Here is an 18,424-nt window from a genome sequence, read left to right as displayed (position 1 = left end):
GTCGGTTCCCGGCAGACGGAAGCGCGGGGGCGAAACTCAGCGTTTGATATCGTAGTTCATATTCATCAGGTTGCGGATGGAGCTCACATCGTCGGTGATGTTGGCATCGCCGTGGATGGTGTGCTTGATGGCGCTGCTGGCCACGGCGAAGTTGATCATATCCATGGCCTTGTAATCGTGGAGCATGGCGTAGATCAGGCCGCTGGCAAAAGCGTCGCCGCCGCCCACGCGGTCGAGGATGTTAAAGGTGAACAGCTTGCTCTCGAAGGTGTGGCCTTCGTACCACATAAAGGCCTTCAGGCTGTTTTCGCTGCCGCTGTGGGCGTAGCGCACATGGCGGGCGATGCACTTCAGGTTGGGATAGCGCTCAATGAAGTGCTGGAAAATCTCATCCTGCTGCTCGTAGCTGGGCTGCAGGGGCACGCCGTCCTTCCAGTCGCCCTTGGAGTGGTCGGTTTCGTCCTTCCACAGGTGGTAAGGCTCGATGCCCAGCAGCACATCCACGTAGGGGAGGCACTCGGTGCAGAAGTCGCGGGCTTCCTCCCAAGTCCAGAGCGTCGAGCGGAAGTTGCCGTCGAAGCTGACGGTCAGGCCCTTCTTCTTGGCGGTCTTGAGCATGTCGATGATGAGGCCGCGGCAGTTGGGGGCCAGCGCCGGGGTGATGCCGCTCAGGTGCAGCCAGTCGAAGCCGTCCAGCAGAGCGTCGAGATCCACCTGCGAGAAATCGTACTCGGTGATGACGCTGTGCTTGCGGTCATAGATGACCTTGGAGGCACGGATGCCATAGCCGGTCTCCAGATAGTAGGTGCCAAGGCGGTTCGAGGGGGTCTCGTCCGGCTCGGTCAGAATCATGGGGGTGCAGTGGACATCGTTGGAGCGCAGCCAGCGCACGGCGCTTTTGCCCAAGCTGTTGTTGGGCACTACGCTGAAGAAGGTGCTGTCCACGCCAAGGTTTGCCAGAGCCAAAGCGATATTGGCCTCGCTGCCGCCGTAGCTGGCCTCGAAGCTGGATGCCATGCGGATCTTCTCGTAGTTCGGCGGGGTCAGGCGCAGCATGATCTCACCGCAGGTGATGAACTTCTGGCCGTTGGCCTCGCTGCCAAGGATCGGATTGTAGTGTTCCATAACGCTCCTCCTAAAAAGTCGTTGCTTTATACCGTAACGATGTGAGAACACATTGTTGTATCCATTATACCGCACCCCGAAGCAGATAGCAAGCAAATGCCGCGGATGAAAAGAGAAAATAAGCGGGGATTTTTGTGGAGGGTGACGAAAAAAGCTTTACGTGAAAATGGGGTCTATTTGGGAGCGAATGTCTTCCGATAGATCATCGCTTCGATAGCCGTGATAGATATTGTTCTGCGTGCAATTGAATGTATAATATTTTCCGTTTCGCTTTCCATAGAAGCGCTGCCCAATAGGTACGGAGCGGTTTAAAAGATCTTGCGCTTCATCATCGGTAAGATCCATGGGACTGGCGACCTTACCTTTTCCATAAGGGTTAAAGCGGGAGGACTTATGTTTTCCACTGTTGGCCTGATAAATACGACGACCTAAGGCAATCTCATAGTCCTGAAGGTGCTGAACGGTTGCAATGTTTTTCAGGGTACAATCCATGCCTCTGCGCGTTCCGGTCAAAACTGGAGCGATAAAGTGATCGTGTGATAAGAGGCTGGCGACAAAACCACCATTTTCAGCAGCGTAGGCACAAATGGAAGAAGTGTTTCCATCAAAAAGAAAAGGGAAATCCGAAAAATCAGCTGTAGCAGAGTTTGAAAGAATCGTACTGAGCAAAATCCTTTCATTGGGGTCCGGAATCAAAGCAAGCAGCTTGCGAAGCGGAAAACCCTTCACAAGTTCAAATCCCGTATCCTTGCGTGGTGCGGTGATAAAAGGAGATTCCTCCAAGTTGGAGTAGGTTCTATTTTTGGCGGCTTTTTTGATTTGAAAGCAGATCGTTGCGTACCGATGCAGTGCTTCCAAAGCATCATGAAAATTTTCAAAGGAATAAAAAAATGAAAGATCGTTTATCCCAATACGCATTTTTCGTCCTTGCTCTTATAATAAGTCCAATAAAGCGTTTTCCCACTCATCAAAAAATCCAGCAGGCCACTCGCTGATCTGCCCGGATGGGAACATTTTCGGGAAAACAACGGTATGTGCGTAATCATTGTTCTGACTCTGTGAAAAGTACGCGATCGAGACATTACTGCTTTCAATGTGCTTTTGCTTTACGGCGACGCGGAGACCATTCAAAATGTGATCGCTATGAGTTTCAACGATCACCTGAATCCCGCTGGCAGCAACACGCGCAAGAAGTTCACCGAGCATCCGTTGACCGCGCGGATGAATATGCGCTTCTGGATTTTCGATCAGAATCAGGTCACCGGGTCTAGATGAGAGAAGTGAAATCAAAACGGGGAGCACGTAAGTGATTCCGAAGCCGACATTGACGCTTTTGTAGGTACCGGAGCGATCATTGCCTTCGCGATAATCATAAGTCAAATCGACACTGCGCCGCAAACTGTCAACAACGACACGGGGAGAGACGCCGGGAGAGATCTCATTACACCAAAGTTGAAGCTGGTCAATCAATGAATTGCTTCGGGCACCGGGTTGAGAAGAACGAATTGCCTTAGTGCAAAGAATAGGATCACCAGAGTGCTCTGCAAGATATTGCAAAGAAAACTCACCATTTACACCGAATTCGTGATTTTCCAACTGCATGGGGTCATCAATGGTGTGATAATCTGGCTGTGGCTCGATTCGAGCAGAAGAAAGATAAAGAAAACGGTTCCCGAAAAGTACAGAGTCTTGTGGGGCAAGAGCCGGATCAAGGGGATCCTTTAACGGCAAAACGGCGCTTTCTGCGTTGTACGCAAAGGAATAGGAGTGGGAAATTCCGTTTTCCCAAAAGGCCAGAGTAATTTCATCGGAAGCGGCTTTTTCGTAAAGAACATCCTGCCCATTGCCAAGCTTGATGTATCGACCGTTCAATTTTAGAGACTTAATGGTTTCGCCTTCGGCGGATTGGCGAAGCAAAAGAAGGCTTTGCAAAACGGTAGATTTTCCCATGCCATTGAGACCGGTCAGAATGGAAATCGAGCCCAGAGGAATTTCCTGAGATTTAAAACATTTGAAGTTTTCGAGCTTTATTCGTTCGAGCATATAAATGCCTCCAGAAATTCTTGTGTCATGTTAATGCGGCGACGTACAGCAGAGCTATCGCCGCCGCGCAAAGCGTTGCGGTATTCGTCTTTTTGCAGAAGGTCATGAAAGCATTTCAAAAAATCCGAAGAATGTGCGCGAAGAATACTTTCTTTTTCTGCGGACAGACGAGAAAAACAAACCGAACATACTTCAAACAGCGCTTTGTTGAGACGCCCGCGCCGCCAATCCTTGTTTTGCGTCCGAAAAGCATACTTTCCAAACAGAAAAGCGCATAGATCCATCGTATGGCAAAAATCAGAGCGAATTTGATCGAGTCTTCCGGGGGAACATTTTTTCAGTTCTTTTAGTGCATAGCTTAAAAAGCTGTCAATATTGCCATTGTAACATTTTTCGTAGTCGAACAGAGTAAAAGCAAGATATCGATTGATGTACTCCCGGTCGGTCATACGATCTGTTTCAACAGCGTTCTGCGTTGCATTCAGGAACGATTCGGATTTTGCAAGTTCCTCCGTCAATTTCGTTCCGTCACCCTCATAAAGCGCTTGTCGGATTTCTTGCTCCGAAAGCGTAAGGCCGCCGGTATTGATGCGTTGGAAGATATTGCGGACGATTTCATCCGGCGTCCCGCGTTCGACCAAGTATAACACCAACTGAGATTCTTTGATGCGGCGAATATACTGCCGTGGGAGTTCTGAGAATGTCTTTCCGTTAAATTGCGTCAAATATTGAAGCCCCTCTAATCTGTAAGGCGGAGTTTTAGAAGGGTCGTTATCCTTTTCGGAAGGCATCAGATAATTCTGGAATGCAGTAAGACGCTGAAGGCCATCAATGACTACCCATGAGCTTTCATCGGCTGCATCGAAATAGAATGCAGGAAGGGGGATCTTTAGCATCAGAGACTCGATCAGACGACTCTGCTGCTGCATGGACCATAAATTGCCCTGCCTTTGAAAAAGCGGCTTCAAGTCGATTTCATTATAATTCAGACGATCCAAAATGGCGTCGACATTAACGGATCTGGTTTGGATATGCACATCTGCAGGAATAAAGGTGGGTGCACTAGAGGGGTCATCAGGATAATCCTCACTGGTTTCAAAAGAAGTGATTTGAACTCCCTTTGCGCGCAGGTCATTTGAAGCTTGTTCGAATTCTTCAACGGTCAAGTGATTGTCCTTATCTTGCAAAATATCAAAAGCAATCTGTTGGCTGACAATATGATTGCTTTCTTGCGCGATCTTGACAATTTGAGATATACGATCTTGATACACGCTGTCTATCACAGTGCACGCCCTCCATTTAAAGTAAAAACAATTTACTTTATTATAACATGCGTCGGTTAAAACACAAGAAAAATCCAATCAAATCCCCGTCAAATCAAAGCTGGGGGTATACTCTTCCTTGGCGCTGCTCTTCTGCTGCATATAGCCGTCGGTCAGGCCGAGGTCCATGGCGTAGTTGACCACCCGGCGGTACTCGTAGGTGGTGATGCGGCGGCCGATGCCGTGGTCGGCGGCTTTGTAGAAGGGAGTGTACTGGCTCATGACGCTGGGCAGGAAGCAGCCGGGGTCCGCGCGGTTCCATGCGGCCATCTGGTCGAGGACGGCGAAGCTGTCGTCCACATGGCCGGGCAGGGCGAGGTGGCGCAGGATGACGCCCTTTTGCAGGATGCCGTCTGCGTCGAAGACCGGATGGCCGGTTTGGGCCATCATGGCCTCAATGCCCGCTTTCGCCGCCGCGAAATAGTCCGGTGCAGCGGAAAGCTCCGCCGAGAGGGAAGAGGAAACATATTTCAGGTCGGCCAGCCAGATATCAATGTACCCCCGCCAGCGCTCGATGCTGTCCAGCGTTTCGTAGCCGCCGGTGTTGCAGACGATGGGCAGGTGCAGCCCCTTGGCGCGGGCTTCGTCCAGCGCCGCGATGATCCACGGCTGCCACTGGCCGGGGGTGACAAGGTTGATGTTGTGGGCCCCCTGCGCCTGAAGGTCGAGGAAGATCTCGGCCAGATGCTCCACCGTGATCTCTTTGCCCAGCCCCTCGGCGCTGATGGGGTAGTTCTGGCAGAAGCAGCACTTCAGGGTGCAGCCGGAGAAAAACACCGTGCCGCTGCCCCGTGTGCCGCTGATGCAGGGTTCCTCCCAGAAGTGGAGGGCGGCGCGGGCGGCCTTTAAGGTGCCGCCGGCCCCGCAGAAGCCGATCCGCCCGGAAGCGCGGTCGGCATGGCACTGCCGGGGGCAGAGCGTACAGTTTTTGGGGGCGAAGGGGAAGGTTTTCGGCATACTATCCAAGTCCTTTGCAAAAGTTTCGAACAAATTGCTCGCTTCTATTATACCATTTTCGGGCGCAGTTGTGGTATACTATGGGTGAATATTTCATATCGTGAAAGAATACTGCATAATTTTTGGGAGGAAGCCATGCGTACCGAAAACGAAGAGATCCGAGATCACCTGAAATATCTGTCTCTGCTGGCGCGGGACTACCCGTCCCAAGCGGCGGCGGCCAGCGAGATCATCAGCACACAGGCGCTGCTCAAGCTGCCCAAGGGCACCGAGCACTTCATGAGCGACCTGCACGGCGAAAACGAAGCCTTCGTCCACATCCTGAACTCGGCCTCCGGCGTCATCCGGGAAAAGGTCGATATCGTGCTGGGGGACACCATCCCGGTAGGAGCCCGTGCGGAGCTGGCCACCCTCATCTATTACCCTAACGAGAAGCTGCCTCAGCTCAAGGCCCGCTGCGCCGACGAGGACGAGCTGGAACAGTGGTACACCACGACCCTGTTGCGGCTCATCGACATCTGCCGCTTGGTCTCCTCGAAGCACACCCGTGAGCATGTGCGGGGGTGTCTGCCCGTCAGCTGCGGCTACATTCTGGACGAGCTGCTCCATGCCCACTTCGAGGATCACGACAAAGACCTGTATTACGGCCAGATCGTCGGCAGCATCATCGAGAATGGCCGGGCCGATAAATTCATCGTCCGCCTGTGTGAGCTGATCAAGCGGCTGGCCGTGGATAAATTACATATCGTCGGTGATCTGTTTGATCGCGGCCCCCGCCCCGATATCATTCTGGATCTGCTCATGCGCCACCACAACGTCGATATCCAGTGGGGCAACCACGATGTCGTCTGGATGGGCGCTGCGGCGGGCAGCCCCATCTGCATCTGCACCGTGCTGAAAACGACGCTGGCCTACCACAACCACGGGATGCTGGAAGACTGCTACGGCATCAACCTCCGTCACTTGCAGCGGATGGCCGAGCAGTTCTATGGCGATGACGACCTGACCCTCTGGATACCCCACACCGACGCGGCCCGCGGCCCCTACACCCCCGGTATGCTCCACCGCTGCGCCGTCATGCACAAGGCCGTCACCATCCTGATGCTCAAGATGGAGTGCCGCGTCATCGACCGCAACCCCGATTTCAAGATGCAGGGGCGGGATTTCCTCCGCCGCATCGACTGGGAAAAGGGAACCGTCACCGTGGGCGGCAAGGAGTACCCCCTGCGGGATACCAGCTTCCCCACCGTGGACCCCGCCGACCCCGCCAAGCTCAACCCCGACGAGCAGGTGGTGCTGGATAAGCTCGTGCAGTCCTTCCGCCAGAGCGAGAAATTACAGCAGCACATTGAATTTTTGTACGCCAAGGGCAGCGTCTACCACATTGAAAACGGCAACCTGCTTTACCACGGCGTCGTGCCCATGACCAAAAACGGCAGCTTCGCCGTGGAGCGGTTCGAGGGCCACAGCTATTCCGGCCGTGCCCTGATGGATTACTGCGATGAGCGTGCCCGCCGGGGCTACTTTGCGCCGGAGGGCTCTGCCGCCCGCCAGAGCGGACAGGATTTCCTGTGGTATCTGTGGTGCGGCAAGCTGTCGCCGCTGTTCGGCCGCAGCGCCATGACCACCTTTGAGCGCATTTACATCGCCGACCCCGCCACCTATGAGGAAATCAAGGACCCCTATTATACATGGTATAACGAGGAGGCCGCCTGCCGCCGCATCTTGGCCGAGTTCGGTCTGCCCGGCACGAACCACATCGTCAACGGTCATGTTCCCGTCCGCGAAAAGAGCGGCGAGAGCCCCATCAAGGGCGGGGGACGGCTCGTGGTTATCGACGGCGGCTTCTGCCGCGCTTACCACGACAAAACCGGCATCGCGGGGTATACGCTGGTCTACTCCAGCCGCACCATGTCCCTGCGCACCCATCAGCCCTTCGAGAGCGCCGAAAAGGCCGTGAACGAGAACATCGATATCATTTCCCAGAAAAACATTCTGGAGACCGAGAACCACCGCATCCTCGTGGAGGAGACCGACGAGGGCGAGGTGCTGCGGGAGCGCGTGCATGACCTGAAACAGCTCGTCAAAGCCTATCAGTTGGGCTGGATCAAGGAAACCCACTGCGAAGACTGCGTCTGGTAAGGGCGGTTTGTATCGTGCAGTCTGTCGAAGTTTCTGGCAGATTTTTGAAAAAACGAACAAATTCACAGAATATCTTCATTTTTTCTGGGCAAAACAGAAAATAATCCCTGCTGTGCAAATGGGTCTTTGCTTTTTGGCCGAAGTTGTGTATAATAAGATAGCATATCATGAGGGCTTTTGCCCTTTTGGTACGCATCGGATGTAACGAGTGAAGAGAAACGGAACCCTTTGGGGGCGGTCACACGCAGCCCCACGACAAGGAGATCATAAAATTGGAAAAGTTTGTTATTACGGGCGGTAAGCCCCTGCACGGCGCGGTCACCATCTCTGGCGCAAAAAATGCGGCTGTGGGCATCCTGCCGGCCACCATTCTGGCCGGTGACGTCTGCGTCATTGAGAATCTGCCCGATATCAGCGATGTGGCGGTGAGCCTGAAGATCCTGAGCGTCCTTGGTGCCCAGATCCGGATGCTGAACCGGAACACCTACGAGATCGACACCACCCACCTCACCAGCACCAATGTGCCGGACGATCTGTCCCGCCAGATGCGCGCCAGCTACTACTTCCTCGGCGCGCTGCTGTCCCGCTTTGGCAAGGCGCAGGTGGCCATGCCCGGCGGCTGTAACCTTGGCCCCCGCCCCATCGACCAGCACCTCAAGGCCTTCAGCGCCCTCGGCGCGGAGGACAGCGTGGACTACGGCATGATCACGGTCCGCGCCAAGGAGGGCCTGACCGGCGCTCATATCTTCTTCGATAAGGTCAGCGTCGGCGCGACCATGAACGGGATGCTTTCCGCCGTCATGGCGGAGGGCCAGACCATCCTTGAGAACTGTGCCAAGGAGCCTCATGTCGTCGATCTGGCAAACTTCCTGAATATGTGCGGCGCGGATGTGCGCGGCGCGGGCACCGATGTCATCAAGGTGCGCGGCGTCGAGCGGATGCACGGCTGCACCTACAGCATCATCCCGGATCAGATTGAGGCGGGCAGCTATATGGTGGCTGCCGCTGCCACCGGAGGCGATGTCCTTATCGAAAACGTCACCCCGAAGCATCTGGAACCCATCACCGCAAAGCTCCGCCGTGCGGGTGTCGAGGTGGAGGAGTTTGATGACTCCGTCCGCGTCCGCCGCACCGGCGATATCCTGCCCCTGAAGATCAACACCATGCCCCACCCCGGCTTCCCGACTGATATGCAGCCCCTGATGGGCGTGCTGCTCAGCGTGGCCAAGGGCACCTCTACCATCACCGAGAGCGTCTGGGACAACCGCTTCCGCTATGTGGACGAGCTGCGCAAGATGGGCGCGAACGTTCAGGTGGACGGTCAGGTGGCCGTTTTTGAGGGTGTGGAGAAGCTCACTCCGGCCCCGCTCCGCGCTTCCGACCTGCGTGCCGGCGCGGCCATGGTCGTCGCGGCCCTGATGGCCGACGGCACCAGCGAGATCGAGGAGATCGGCCACATCGAGCGCGGCTACGAGAACATCGTGGAGAAGCTGCGCGGCCTTGGTGCCGACATCTGCAAGGTGGATCGTGCACCCGCCGCGCTGGAATCGGCGATGTAACAAATAAATCATGCAGCCTACTGCGGTCCCGCGGTGGGCTGCTTTTATGAGGAGATCAATGTCTGAATTCATCTCATTATACTCCGGTTCCTCCGGCAACAGCAGCGTGGTGCGCTGCGGGGAGCGGTATCTCATCATCGACATGGGGAAAGGTGTGCGCACTACGAGTGCGGCCCTCAAGGCGCTGGACCTGAACATCTCGGACTGCGCGGGCATCCTCGTCACCCACGAGCACAGCGACCACGTCAAGGGGCTGTCCACCTTCCTCAAGAAGAATCCGCTGCCGGTCTACGGCGCGGCGGCGACGTTGGATTTTCTGGACGCCAACGGCATCGTGCCCGTCTCCTGCGAGCTGCGCAGCCTTTCCGGAGGGGAAGAGGACATCGGCGATTTCGGCGTTACGGCCTTTCCCACCAGCCACGATGTACCCTGCGTCGGCTACCGCATCCACACCCCGGACGGCAAGACCATGACCATCGCCACCGACCTTGGCGTGCTGACGCCGCCGGTGCACGAGGCGCTGTCCGGCTGTGACCTCGTTGCACTGGAAAGCAACTATGATCTTCACATGCTCCGCAGCGGCCCGTATCCCTACTACTTACGCTCCCGCATCGAGTCCCAGCGGGGCCACCTCTCCAACGACGAGTGCTCGGCGAAGCTGCTGGAACTCATCCAAGAGGGCTGCGAAAAGTTCGCGCTCTGCCACCTCTCGCAGGAGAACAACAGCCCCCAGTTGGCATTGCAGACCGTTTTCAGCACCCTCGGCGCCGCCGGTGTCGTGCCCGATAAGGACTGCGTTGTCCAGACCCAGCGCCGAAATGAGATCAGCCCGGCGCTGGCGTTTTAAGGCTCCGGGCGGCTGTCCGCACCGGGTCGTTTGACGAAGTTCGAATCCTTCCTGCAGACCATCTTCGGATGGTCTGCTTTTTTATGCTTTTCTCTCTGTTTTCTTGTGCAAAACTGCTACATTTCCACAGGTTAGATGAAACGGGAGGTCCTGAAATCAACGAAATAAGGTATCATTACAAAAGCAAAAAAATTCGAATGCCAAAAAATCCTATAAACCTATTGACATTCTAGGGAAATGGGTATATCATACGGCCAACGGGAAACGAGCCGGGGAAAAGGGAGAGCGCACAAACCGAGGCAAAAACGTGCTGCTCCGGCCCGGCGGACCGGAAATTCTGACAAAAGGAGGGGACGGCAATGGACTGGAACGTGATCGCGCAATATCTGCCGCAGTACGAAAAGGCCGCGTGGCTCACGCTGCGGTTGGGCGTCATTGGCATTTTATGGTCCATCGGCATCGGCCTTGTCTGTGCCGTGCTCCAATACGATAGAGTTCCGGTGCTTCGCCGGATCGTAGGAGCTTACATCCAGCTCAGCCGGAACACGCCGCTTCTGGTGCAGCTGTTCTTCATTTACTATGGTCTGCCGAAAGTCGGCATCAAGACCAACGCCGAGATCTGCGGCATCGCGGGTCTGGCATTTCTGGGAGGCAGCTACATGGCGGAGGCGTTCCGCAGCGGCTTGGAGGCCATTGAACCCATCCAGACCGAAAGCGCCTACAGCCTTGGCATGAGCCGTCTGCAGACGCTGCGCTACGTCATCCTGCCGCAGGCAGTGTCCACCAGTATGCCGGCCTTCATGGCAAACGTCATCTTCCTGCTCAAAGAGACCAGTGTCTTCAGCGCGGTCAGCCTGATGGACCTGATGTTTACGGCAAAGGATCTCATCGGCCTGTACTACAAGACACCGGAGTGTCTGTTCCTGCTGGTGGTGTTCTACCTCATCATCCTGCTGCCGGTGTCGCTGCTGGGCAGTTGGCTGGAAAGGAGGGTGCGCTATGCCGGATTTGGGTCTTGAAGTCCTGTTCAAGGGCAAAAACATGCTTCGCCTGTTGGGCGGCCTCGGCGTGGCGCTCCGGATCAGCGCCATCTCCGTTCTCATCAGCTTGCCGCTGGGCATCCTGCTGGGCGTGCTGATGACCTTCAAAAATCCCATCCTGAAAGCCATCCTCCGGGTCTATCTGGAGATCATCCGGATCATGCCGCAGATGGTGCTGCTCTTCCTTGTCTACTTCGGCACGACCCGCGCCTTCGGGTGGGACCTGCCCGGCGAGACGGCCTCCATCATCGTCTTTGTGCTGTGGGGCACGGCGGAGATGAGCGACCTTGTGCGTGGAGCGCTGATCGCCATCCCGAAGCACCAGTACGAGAGCAGCGAAGCGCTGGGCATGAGCCGGGCGCAGACTTATTGGTACATCATCATCCCGCAGACGGTGCGGCGGCTGATCCCGCTGTCTATCAACCTCATCACCCGCATGATCAAGACCACCAGCCTTGTGCTGATGATCGGCGTGGTGGAGGTGCTGAAAGTCTCCCAGCAGATCATCGAGGCCAACCGCATGGCCAGCCCCAACGCGGCCTTTGGCATCTATCTGACCGTCTTTATGCTTTACTTCCTCGCGTGCTGGCCCATCAACCTGCTTGCGAGCTGCCTCGAAAAGAAATGGAAGTGACCGGAAATGGCAGAACCGATTTTGACCGTAGACCATCTGGTGAAAAGCTATGATGGTCATACCAACATCCTTGAAAATGTCAGCTTCGCCGTCAAACCCGGCGAGGTCATCGTGGTGGTCGGGCCTTCCGGCTGCGGCAAAAGCACGCTGCTGCGCTGTCTGAACGGCTTGGAGCCGGTGCAGAGCGGCCGGGTGCAGTTGGGCGGCGAGACCATCGCCTACGGCGGCAAGAACCTACAGGCCCTGCGCCAGCGCATCGGCATGGTGTTCCAAAGCTACGAGCTCTTCCCGCACCTGACCGTGCTGGACAACATCCTGTTGGGCCCGACTAAGGTGCAGAAGCGCCCGAAGGCCGAGGTACAGAAGGAGGCCGAAGCCCTGCTGGACCGGGTGGGCCTTCTGCAAAAGGCCAAGAGCTACCCGCGGGAGCTTTCCGGCGGCCAGAAGCAGCGCGTCGCCATTGTTCGGGCACTGTGTATGCACCCGGAGATCCTGCTCTTTGACGAAGTGACCGCCGCCCTCGACCCCGAAATGGTCCGCGAGGTGCTGGACGTCATGCTGGACTTGGCGCGGGAAGGGAAGACGATGATCATCGTCACCCACGAGATGCAGTTTGCCCGTGCCGTGGCGAACCGGGTGCTGTTCCTTGACGGCGGGCGGATCGTAGAAGAGGCTGCACCGGCCCAGTTCTTCGACCACCCCCAGACCGAGCGGGCAAAGAAGTTCCTGAATACGTTCACGTTCGATGCGGTGAAGTAAGGGAAAAGCTCCCGAAGATGCGGCCCCTTCGCACAAATTCTGTTAGAAACTGCAATGGTGTGCAGTTTGAGATCGTATGGGAAAGATTTTGTAAAGGAGAAACCATTATGAAAACGAATAAGATCACTCGCCGTTCCTTCCTGCTGGGTCTGGGGGCTGTGTCCGCAGCCGCTGTGCTGACGGCGTGCGGCTCCTCCAGCTCCAACGCTGCTTCCGGTGCAGCCTCCGGCAGCACCGCTTCTGCGGGCGGCGATACCGTTTACCGCACACTGGACGAGATCAAGGCCGACGGCACCGTGAACATCGGCGTCTTCTCCGACAAGAACCCCTTCGGCTATGTGGACGAGAACGGCGAGTATCAGGGCTACGATGTCTACTTCGCCAACCGTCTGGGCGAGGATCTGGGCGTCGAGGTGAACTTCGTCTCCACCGAGGCGGCCAACCGCATCGAGTACCTGCAGACCGGCAAGGTGGACATCATCCTCGCCAACTTCACTGTGACCCCGGAGCGCGCCGAGGAAGTCGATTTCGCGCTGCCTTACATGAACGTTGCGCTGGGCGTCATCTCGCCGGACAGCAATGTGATCACCAGCCTCGACAACTGGAACGCCGACGATCAGATGATCGTCATCTCCGGCACCACCGCCGAGACCTATCTGGTCAAGAACTACCCCGATATCCCCCTGCAGAAGTACGATTCCTACGCTACCGCTAAGAACGCGCTGGAGAACGGCAACGGTGTGGCATGGGCCAACGATAACACCGAGGTCATCGCTTTCGCAAAGCAGAACCCCGGCTATACCGTCGGCATCCCCTCGCTGGGCAGTCAGGACACCATCGCCCCGGCCGTCAGCAAGGGCAACACCACCCTGCTGGACTGGATCAACGATGAGATCAAGTCGCTGGCCGAGGAGCAGTTCTTCCACAAGGACTACGAGGAGACCCTTGTGGACACCTACGGCATGGATTACGAGGACGAGCTCGTGGTTGAGGGCGGCGTGACCAACGCATAAGCTCAACAGCAAACAGAAAGGGAGCTTCCCCATTGCGGGAGGCTCCCTTTTCGTGTGGGTTGCGTTTACTCGATATCCTCGTATTCGGGGTCTTCATCCTCTTCGTCGTCGGAAACATCCTCGGCGTGGATGCGCTTGCGCAGCCGCTCACGGAATTCCTCGGCGCGGATGCCGCTCTGGTTTGGCGTCAGGTCGGGGGCAGGGTGGCCGTCCGGCAGATGGGCACCGAAAGCGGGCACGAAGAAGAATTTACGGACGATGAAGATCAGCGCGATAGCGCCGACGCTGAGGAGGTTCTCGATGGCGGATTCATGCCCGACGACCATGTGGCGGGCGATGGCATAGAGCAGCACCTCCAAGCTGCTGCCGGGGCTGTGCTTGGCCAGCATCTTGATGAACTCGATGCCGATGACGATGTCCAGCGCCCGTTCCAGAAACGACCGGATCTCCACATCGTTGCCGTCGAACAGCAAGCCGGGCATCCACTTGATCAGCGGTATGATCGTGAGCAGCAACCCGATGAGCACCAGCCCGGAAAGTACGATCTCCAACAGGGTGGACGCTTGAATGATGTAGTTCTTCAGGGCAGCGCGGCTGTGGCTCTCCATGCGGGAAGTCTCTGGTTTGAGCATGATCGGTTCTCCTTCACATCAGAAATCTGGGGGAAATACCCAAACTTTTTCTTCATTGTAGCAAAGATTCTGAGGGAAGTCAAATAAACTGAACAAACTGTAAGAATTTATTGGGCCGCCACATAGCCGGACTGCTCAACACAGGCGCGGCCCGCGTCGGTGGAGAGCCAATCGTAGACCTTGCGCTCCGGGCTGTCGGCGGCGGAATCCTGCCGGATGGCGGCATAGAATTCGTTGCACAGCGGGTAGCTCTGGTCGGCGATGGTGTGGTTGGAGGGCGTCACGCCGTCCACGGCAAGCAGCCGCAGACCGGGCTTCGAGTACATCTCGCTGATGTAGTAGTAGACCGAAAATCCGATGGCGTTAGCGGAGTTGTTGTACTCGGCGATGTCGTCCACCAGTTCGTCCATCATGGTGGGGGCCAGCTCGGTGGGGGCGTCCATCAGCTCGCCGCCTTGGATCAGAAGCTTCTGGAACAGGGTCTGGCTGCCGGAGTCCTCCCGGCGCTGGAAGGCGACGATCTCAGCATCCGCGCCGCCGACCTCCTTCCAGTTGGTGATCTTCCCGGCGTAAATGTCCCGGAGCTGCTGCTGGGTCAGGCTCTGGACCGGGTTTTCCTCGTTCACGATGAAGACCAGTGCATCCCGGCCGAGGGCTTTCTGGTCCAGCGGGGCACCGTCTGCGGCCAGTTCTTCCTTAACTGAGTCCGGGGCCTCATACGCGATGATGAGCTTGGTGCCGTTCTCGTTGTCACCGTACAGGCCGAGGTTCCGCCACGCCCACGCAGTCGTGTTGGTGGTCACGCAGCTCTGGGCCGTTTCCAAGTCCATGCCGGTGGTGTCGGCCATGACCTGCGCAATGAGGGGGATACAGGCTGTGGAACCGTCGGTAACCGGGAACTCATCCACGGAGAGGATGGGTGCGGCGGGCACCTCACTGGAAGCCGAGGATGCGGGCTCTTCGGGCTGGGAAGAGGAGGCGGGTTCGCTGGAGGAAGCGCTGCCCCCGCCGCACGCGGTCAGCACCGCAGCGGACGAAAGGAACCCCAGACCCAGCAGGAAAGAGCGGCGGGAAATCTTAGACTGTCTCATGAAAAATACCTCCCTTAGAAGTAGTAATTCTCCGCGTCGTCGCCGGAGGAGTAGAAGATGTTCTGGCAGTAGACCCACTGGCCGTGGAGGTCCATCCAGCCGTACTCGAAGCCTTTGCGCGCCACGAAGACGCCGTCGGGCAGGGGATTGGCCGTGTTGGTGTAGTAGCCGTTGCAGGAACCCAGCCCGGCAAGGACCACGTTGCCGGTGCTGTCGATGAGGTCATAGAGCCAATTCTGGCCGGGGCCTTGGTAGGAGACGGAGAGATAGAACTCACCCCCGGCGGCGGTGACGGGCCACAGGTAGCCTTGGAAGTCGGCCCCGTAGCGGGCTTTGATGGCGTCGAGGTCAAGGGTCTTATTCGTGCCGTTCGGCCCGCAGATGGTGCTGGTGGTCACCTCGTAGTCGTCGTTGTCGTACTGGCGCAGCCAGACCCAGCCGCCGTCTACGTTATACAGATCCGTGCGCTGTAAGCCCTCAATGGGCGCTACCACCGTATCGGTCAGGACAGCACCGGTGTTCTGGTCATAGATGCGGAGGGTGCCGTCCTTGGCGTAGACGGCGAGGGTGTCGGTGCCGAGGGATTCGTCGCGCACTTCCAGCACATCGCCGGTGTTCAGGTCGTGCAGCTCGTAGTCGCCAAGGTCTTGCCGATAGGTCACGGCCACGCCGGGGGCATAGGCGCTGATGGGATCCTCAAACTCACAGAGCACCTCGCTCTGGCCGGTGCTGGTGAGGTCAACGAGCTGATACGTTCCGTTTTCGCTCTGGAAGCTGGCCACCCCGGCACTCAGATAGGCGACAAAGCCGCTCCGCTCCTCGCCGGTGGTGGCATTCAGCAGGGAGGTCTGCTCAATAGAAGATCCGTCATCGGAATAGGTGTCGATCTCCAGCCAGTCCGTCGGAGCGGAAGCGTCCCCGTTGGAAAGTGTCACCGAAAGGACGGCGGCATGGTCGTTCCGGTAGACCACAGTGCCGTCCCGCTCCTGTATCTGCACGGCGGAATACTGGTAGAGGTCGTCGTTTTCCTCGTCGGGCGCGGCGTCACCGGGGGCATAGATGCCGAACGCCAGCCGGTCGCCCGCCGCAACGCAGGTGTAGGCGTTTTCGGGCACGGGCAGCTCTTCGCCGGTGGCAAGGTCAAGGACCCGGACATCGCCCGGCGCATGATCGTGAACGGGGGAATCAGCAAAGCTCGTCGGGGTCGTCAGGATCAGCAGACCGCCGGAAAGGTCGGCGTCATAAGGGGCCTCCAGCGAAAGCACTTCCGCACCGGTCTTGTCGAACAGGCCGCAGCGCCGCCCGCTGGCGGTGGAGTTGTCCGACCACTGGCAGAAGTAGTAGTTCGTCTCGCCGGTGATGTGGTCTGTCAGCAGGTAGGAAGTCTCTGTAATAGGGGACTGGCGCAGCACCGTATCCCCGCAGAGGATGGTATTGCCGCCCGGTGCATTGTAGCTGTACAGGATGCGCAGTTTGCCGTCCTTCAGAGAAGCGGCGTCGTAGTTCTTGGGCGCGTCCTGCTCCTGCTGGGCCGGGCGGGAAGCCGGAGCAGAAGGCTGGGGCAGCACCGAGCAGGATGCCAGCAGTCCTGCCGCCATGGAGAGGCTGAGCGCGGCGCAGCCGACACGGAGAAGGTTCTGTTTCATCATTCGTACCTCACTGGGTCAAGGGGAAAAATCAGAGGGAAGGATTCCCATTTGATTATAATACGAAACACCCGGACATTCCATTGCATTGGAACATCCGGGTGTGGTTACAATTTGGTTACAGCGAGTCAAGCCTTCGCCGTCTCCGCTTCTTCCATTTTGACGAGTTGGTGGAGGAAGGGGAAAAGGAAGGGCACCGTGACAACAAAGGTCAGCACGTCGGCGATGGGCTGACAGATCTCAATGCCCAGCAGCCCGAACATCCGGGGCAGGGTAAGGATGAGCGGGATGAAGAAGACGCCCTGTCGGCAGCACGCAAGAAAGGTGGCCCGGCCGGATTTGCCGATGCTCTGGAACAGCATGTTGCCCGCTACGATCACCGGCTGCAGGAAGCACGCAAAGCACTGATACCGGAAGGCGGGCAGGGCAATGGCGGTCACTTCGGGGTCATCGCGGAACAACTTGATGAGGGCTTCCGCGTTGAACCAGCACGCTGCAACGATGACGCTCAAAAAACAGAAGCTGGCGCACATGGTAAAGACACAGGCCTTTTCCACCCGGCGGTATTTGCGGGCACCGTAGTTGAAACCCGCCACCGGTTGAAAGCCCTGTCCGGTGCCGATGGCCACCGAGATGATGAACATGAAGATGCGGGACACGATGCTCATGCCCGCCACGGCAGCGTCGCCGTAGCTGCGGGCGGCAATGTTCAGCAGCATACCACCGATGCTGTTCAGGCCCTGCCGCCCGAAGCTGGGCAGACCGGTCATCAGGATGGTGCCGAACTCCGCCGGGCTGCGGGTGACGGCGCTGAACTGGAACTGGCTGACCGTCTTGCCGCGCAGGAACATGGACAGCAGGATGCAGAAGCTGATGCTCTGGCTCAGGGCAGTGGCGATGCCCGCCCCGGCGGTGCCCAGCCCGAACCCGAAGATGAACACCGGGTCCAGCACCATATTCAGCACGCCGCCGGTGACCAGACCGATCATGGCGAAGCTGGCCTTGCCCTCGTAGCGCAGGATGTTGTTCATCACAAGGCTGGACATCATCAGCGGTGCTGCGATCAGGATGGGCCGCGCGTAGGCGCATGCGTGAGGCAGGATGGTCTCGGTGCTGCCCAGCAGCATCATGAAGTGGGGCAGGGTAGTGAGGCCGACAGCGGCAAGGATCAGGCCGAAGGTCAGCGCTGTGAAGAAGCTGGTGGACGCGAACCGGGTGGCAGCCTTGGTGTTCTGGCTGCCGAGGCTCCGGCTGATGATGCTGCCTGCGCCGTGGCCCAGCATAAAGCCCAGCGCCTGAATGATGGCCATCAGGCTGGAAACGACCCCCACCGCGCCGGACGCGCTGGTGGAGATCTGGCCGACAAAGAAGGTGTCAGCCAAGTTATAGATGCTGGTGATGAGCATACTCAGAATCGTCGGTGCGGCAAGGCTGAGGATGAGCTTCGGGATGGGCGTCTCGGTCATCTTCCGGAATTGCTGCGCCGTGCGGTCTTCTGCGGACATAAAAGGACCTCGCTTTCTCAAATGGCATAGAAAAGCCGCCCTTTTTGTAAAAGAGCGGTAAAATATCATACATTATCAGTATAGCGGATAAGTGGGATTTTGTCCAGTG

At 57.4% G+C, this 18,424-nt stretch carries 16 protein-coding genes; 7 read left to right on the top strand and 9 right to left on the bottom strand.

What is annotated here, in order from left to right:
* Positions 1–36: 36 nt before the first annotated feature.
* The 5 genes from C4N23_RS11110 to C4N23_RS11090 form a co-directional block, all read right to left on the bottom strand.
* Positions 37–1,125 carry a sugar kinase gene (locus tag C4N23_RS11110; RefSeq protein WP_097839412.1) on the bottom strand — a complete coding sequence of 363 codons (1,089 nt, stop codon included), beginning with the start codon at positions 1,123–1,125 and terminating at the stop codon, positions 37–39.
* A 156-nt stretch (positions 1,126–1,281) separates the two neighbouring features.
* The gene (locus tag C4N23_RS11105; protein WP_112146063.1) at positions 1,282–2,043 is read right to left on the bottom strand and encodes a hypothetical protein; all 762 of its coding nucleotides are present in this window, start codon (positions 2,041–2,043) and stop codon (positions 1,282–1,284) included.
* Positions 2,044–2,058: 15 nt separating this feature from the next.
* A complete protein-coding gene (locus C4N23_RS11100) occupies positions 2,059–3,168 on the bottom strand; it encodes an AAA family ATPase (RefSeq protein ID WP_112146061.1) in 1,110 nt (369 codons plus the stop codon).
* Positions 3,153–4,451 (bottom strand): DUF262 domain-containing protein, encoded by a 1,299-nt coding sequence (locus C4N23_RS11095; RefSeq protein WP_112146059.1) that lies wholly within the window; start codon positions 4,449–4,451, stop codon positions 3,153–3,155. The genes C4N23_RS11100 and C4N23_RS11095 overlap by 16 nt, the downstream gene beginning before the upstream one ends.
* Positions 4,452–4,529: 78 nt before the next feature.
* Positions 4,530–5,447 carry a radical SAM protein gene (locus tag C4N23_RS11090; protein WP_112146057.1) on the bottom strand — a complete coding sequence of 306 codons (918 nt, stop codon included), beginning with the start codon at positions 5,445–5,447 and terminating at the stop codon, positions 4,530–4,532.
* A 135-nt stretch (positions 5,448–5,582) separates the two neighbouring features.
* On the opposite strand from C4N23_RS11090, the gene C4N23_RS11085 reads away from it, so the two are divergent.
* The 7 genes from C4N23_RS11085 (at position 5,583) to C4N23_RS11055 (ending at position 13,441) form a co-directional block, all read left to right on the top strand.
* On the top strand, positions 5,583–7,589 hold the full coding sequence (locus C4N23_RS11085) for a fructose-1,6-bisphosphatase (RefSeq protein WP_112146055.1): 2,007 nt from the start codon (positions 5,583–5,585) through the stop codon (positions 7,587–7,589).
* 263 nt (positions 7,590–7,852) lie between these two features.
* On the top strand, positions 7,853–9,148 hold the full coding sequence (locus tag C4N23_RS11080) for a UDP-N-acetylglucosamine 1-carboxyvinyltransferase (protein WP_342587761.1): 1,296 nt from the start codon (positions 7,853–7,855) through the stop codon (positions 9,146–9,148).
* A gap of 58 nt (positions 9,149–9,206) precedes the next feature.
* Entirely contained in the window at positions 9,207–9,995 is a 789-nt protein-coding gene (locus tag C4N23_RS11075; protein WP_112146053.1) for an MBL fold metallo-hydrolase, read from the top strand.
* A gap of 359 nt (positions 9,996–10,354) precedes the next feature.
* Positions 10,355–11,014 carry an amino acid ABC transporter permease gene (locus tag C4N23_RS11070; RefSeq protein ID WP_112146051.1) on the top strand — a complete coding sequence of 220 codons (660 nt, stop codon included), beginning with the start codon at positions 10,355–10,357 and terminating at the stop codon, positions 11,012–11,014.
* Positions 10,995–11,669, top strand: coding sequence for an amino acid ABC transporter permease (locus C4N23_RS11065; protein ID WP_055191105.1), 675 nt, complete (start codon positions 10,995–10,997; stop codon positions 11,667–11,669). The genes C4N23_RS11070 and C4N23_RS11065 overlap by 20 nt, the downstream gene beginning before the upstream one ends.
* A gap of 6 nt (positions 11,670–11,675) precedes the next feature.
* Positions 11,676–12,428, top strand: coding sequence for an amino acid ABC transporter ATP-binding protein (locus C4N23_RS11060; protein WP_112146049.1), 753 nt, complete (start codon positions 11,676–11,678; stop codon positions 12,426–12,428).
* Positions 12,429–12,535: 107 nt separating this feature from the next.
* Positions 12,536–13,441, top strand: coding sequence for a substrate-binding domain-containing protein (locus C4N23_RS11055; RefSeq protein WP_112146046.1), 906 nt, complete (start codon positions 12,536–12,538; stop codon positions 13,439–13,441).
* A 65-nt stretch (positions 13,442–13,506) separates the two neighbouring features.
* On the opposite strand, the gene C4N23_RS11050 is transcribed toward C4N23_RS11055, so the two are convergent.
* The 4 genes from C4N23_RS11050 to C4N23_RS11035 all read right to left on the bottom strand — a co-directional run bounded on the left by C4N23_RS11050 (position 13,507) and on the right by C4N23_RS11035 (position 18,315).
* Positions 13,507–14,073 carry a transporter gene (locus tag C4N23_RS11050; RefSeq protein ID WP_181567120.1) on the bottom strand — a complete coding sequence of 189 codons (567 nt, stop codon included), beginning with the start codon at positions 14,071–14,073 and terminating at the stop codon, positions 13,507–13,509.
* 107 nt (positions 14,074–14,180) lie between these two features.
* Positions 14,181–15,164 carry a PstS family phosphate ABC transporter substrate-binding protein gene (locus C4N23_RS11045; protein WP_112146044.1) on the bottom strand — a complete coding sequence of 328 codons (984 nt, stop codon included), beginning with the start codon at positions 15,162–15,164 and terminating at the stop codon, positions 14,181–14,183.
* Between the two features lie 14 nt (positions 15,165–15,178).
* Complete coding sequence (locus C4N23_RS11040; RefSeq protein ID WP_112146042.1) at positions 15,179–16,813, bottom strand: DUF5046 domain-containing protein; 1,635 nt, start codon at positions 16,811–16,813, stop codon at positions 15,179–15,181.
* Between the two features lie 125 nt (positions 16,814–16,938).
* Positions 16,939–18,315 (bottom strand): MATE family efflux transporter, encoded by a 1,377-nt coding sequence (locus tag C4N23_RS11035; protein ID WP_112146040.1) that lies wholly within the window; start codon positions 18,313–18,315, stop codon positions 16,939–16,941.
* Positions 18,316–18,424: the final 109 nt, after the last annotated feature.

The sequence above is a fragment of the Faecalibacterium hattorii genome, from assembly GCF_003287455.1.
Lineage (GTDB): Bacteria > Bacillota > Clostridia > Oscillospirales > Ruminococcaceae > Faecalibacterium > Faecalibacterium hattorii.
Note: the sequence above shows the minus strand (reverse complement) of the source record. Positions and strands in the feature narration are given on the sequence as shown.

Excerpts from the sequence above, each read along its gene's own strand:
- C4N23_RS11110 (WP_097839412.1), bottom strand. The coding sequence starts at position 1,125 with ATGGAACACTACAATCCGATCCTTGGCAGCGAGGCCAACGGCCAGAAG.
- C4N23_RS11105 (WP_112146063.1), bottom strand. The coding sequence starts at position 2,043 with ATGCGTATTGGGATAAACGATCTTTCATTTTTTTATTCCTTTGAAAAT.
- C4N23_RS11100 (WP_112146061.1), bottom strand. The coding sequence starts at position 3,168 with ATGCTCGAACGAATAAAGCTCGAAAACTTCAAATGTTTTAAATCTCAG.
- C4N23_RS11090 (WP_112146057.1), bottom strand. The coding sequence starts at position 5,447 with ATGCCGAAAACCTTCCCCTTCGCCCCCAAAAACTGTACGCTCTGCCCC.
- C4N23_RS11085 (WP_112146055.1), top strand. The coding sequence starts at position 5,583 with ATGCGTACCGAAAACGAAGAGATCCGAGATCACCTGAAATATCTGTCT.
- C4N23_RS11075 (WP_112146053.1), top strand. The coding sequence starts at position 9,207 with ATGTCTGAATTCATCTCATTATACTCCGGTTCCTCCGGCAACAGCAGC.
- C4N23_RS11070 (WP_112146051.1), top strand. The coding sequence starts at position 10,355 with ATGGACTGGAACGTGATCGCGCAATATCTGCCGCAGTACGAAAAGGCC.
- C4N23_RS11065 (WP_055191105.1), top strand. The coding sequence starts at position 10,995 with ATGCCGGATTTGGGTCTTGAAGTCCTGTTCAAGGGCAAAAACATGCTT.
- C4N23_RS11060 (WP_112146049.1), top strand. The coding sequence starts at position 11,676 with ATGGCAGAACCGATTTTGACCGTAGACCATCTGGTGAAAAGCTATGAT.
- C4N23_RS11055 (WP_112146046.1), top strand. The coding sequence starts at position 12,536 with ATGAAAACGAATAAGATCACTCGCCGTTCCTTCCTGCTGGGTCTGGGG.
- C4N23_RS11050 (WP_181567120.1), bottom strand. The coding sequence starts at position 14,073 with ATGCTCAAACCAGAGACTTCCCGCATGGAGAGCCACAGCCGCGCTGCC.
- C4N23_RS11045 (WP_112146044.1), bottom strand. The coding sequence starts at position 15,164 with ATGAGACAGTCTAAGATTTCCCGCCGCTCTTTCCTGCTGGGTCTGGGG.
- C4N23_RS11040 (WP_112146042.1), bottom strand. The coding sequence starts at position 16,813 with ATGATGAAACAGAACCTTCTCCGTGTCGGCTGCGCCGCGCTCAGCCTC.
- C4N23_RS11035 (WP_112146040.1), bottom strand. The coding sequence starts at position 18,315 with ATGTCCGCAGAAGACCGCACGGCGCAGCAATTCCGGAAGATGACCGAG.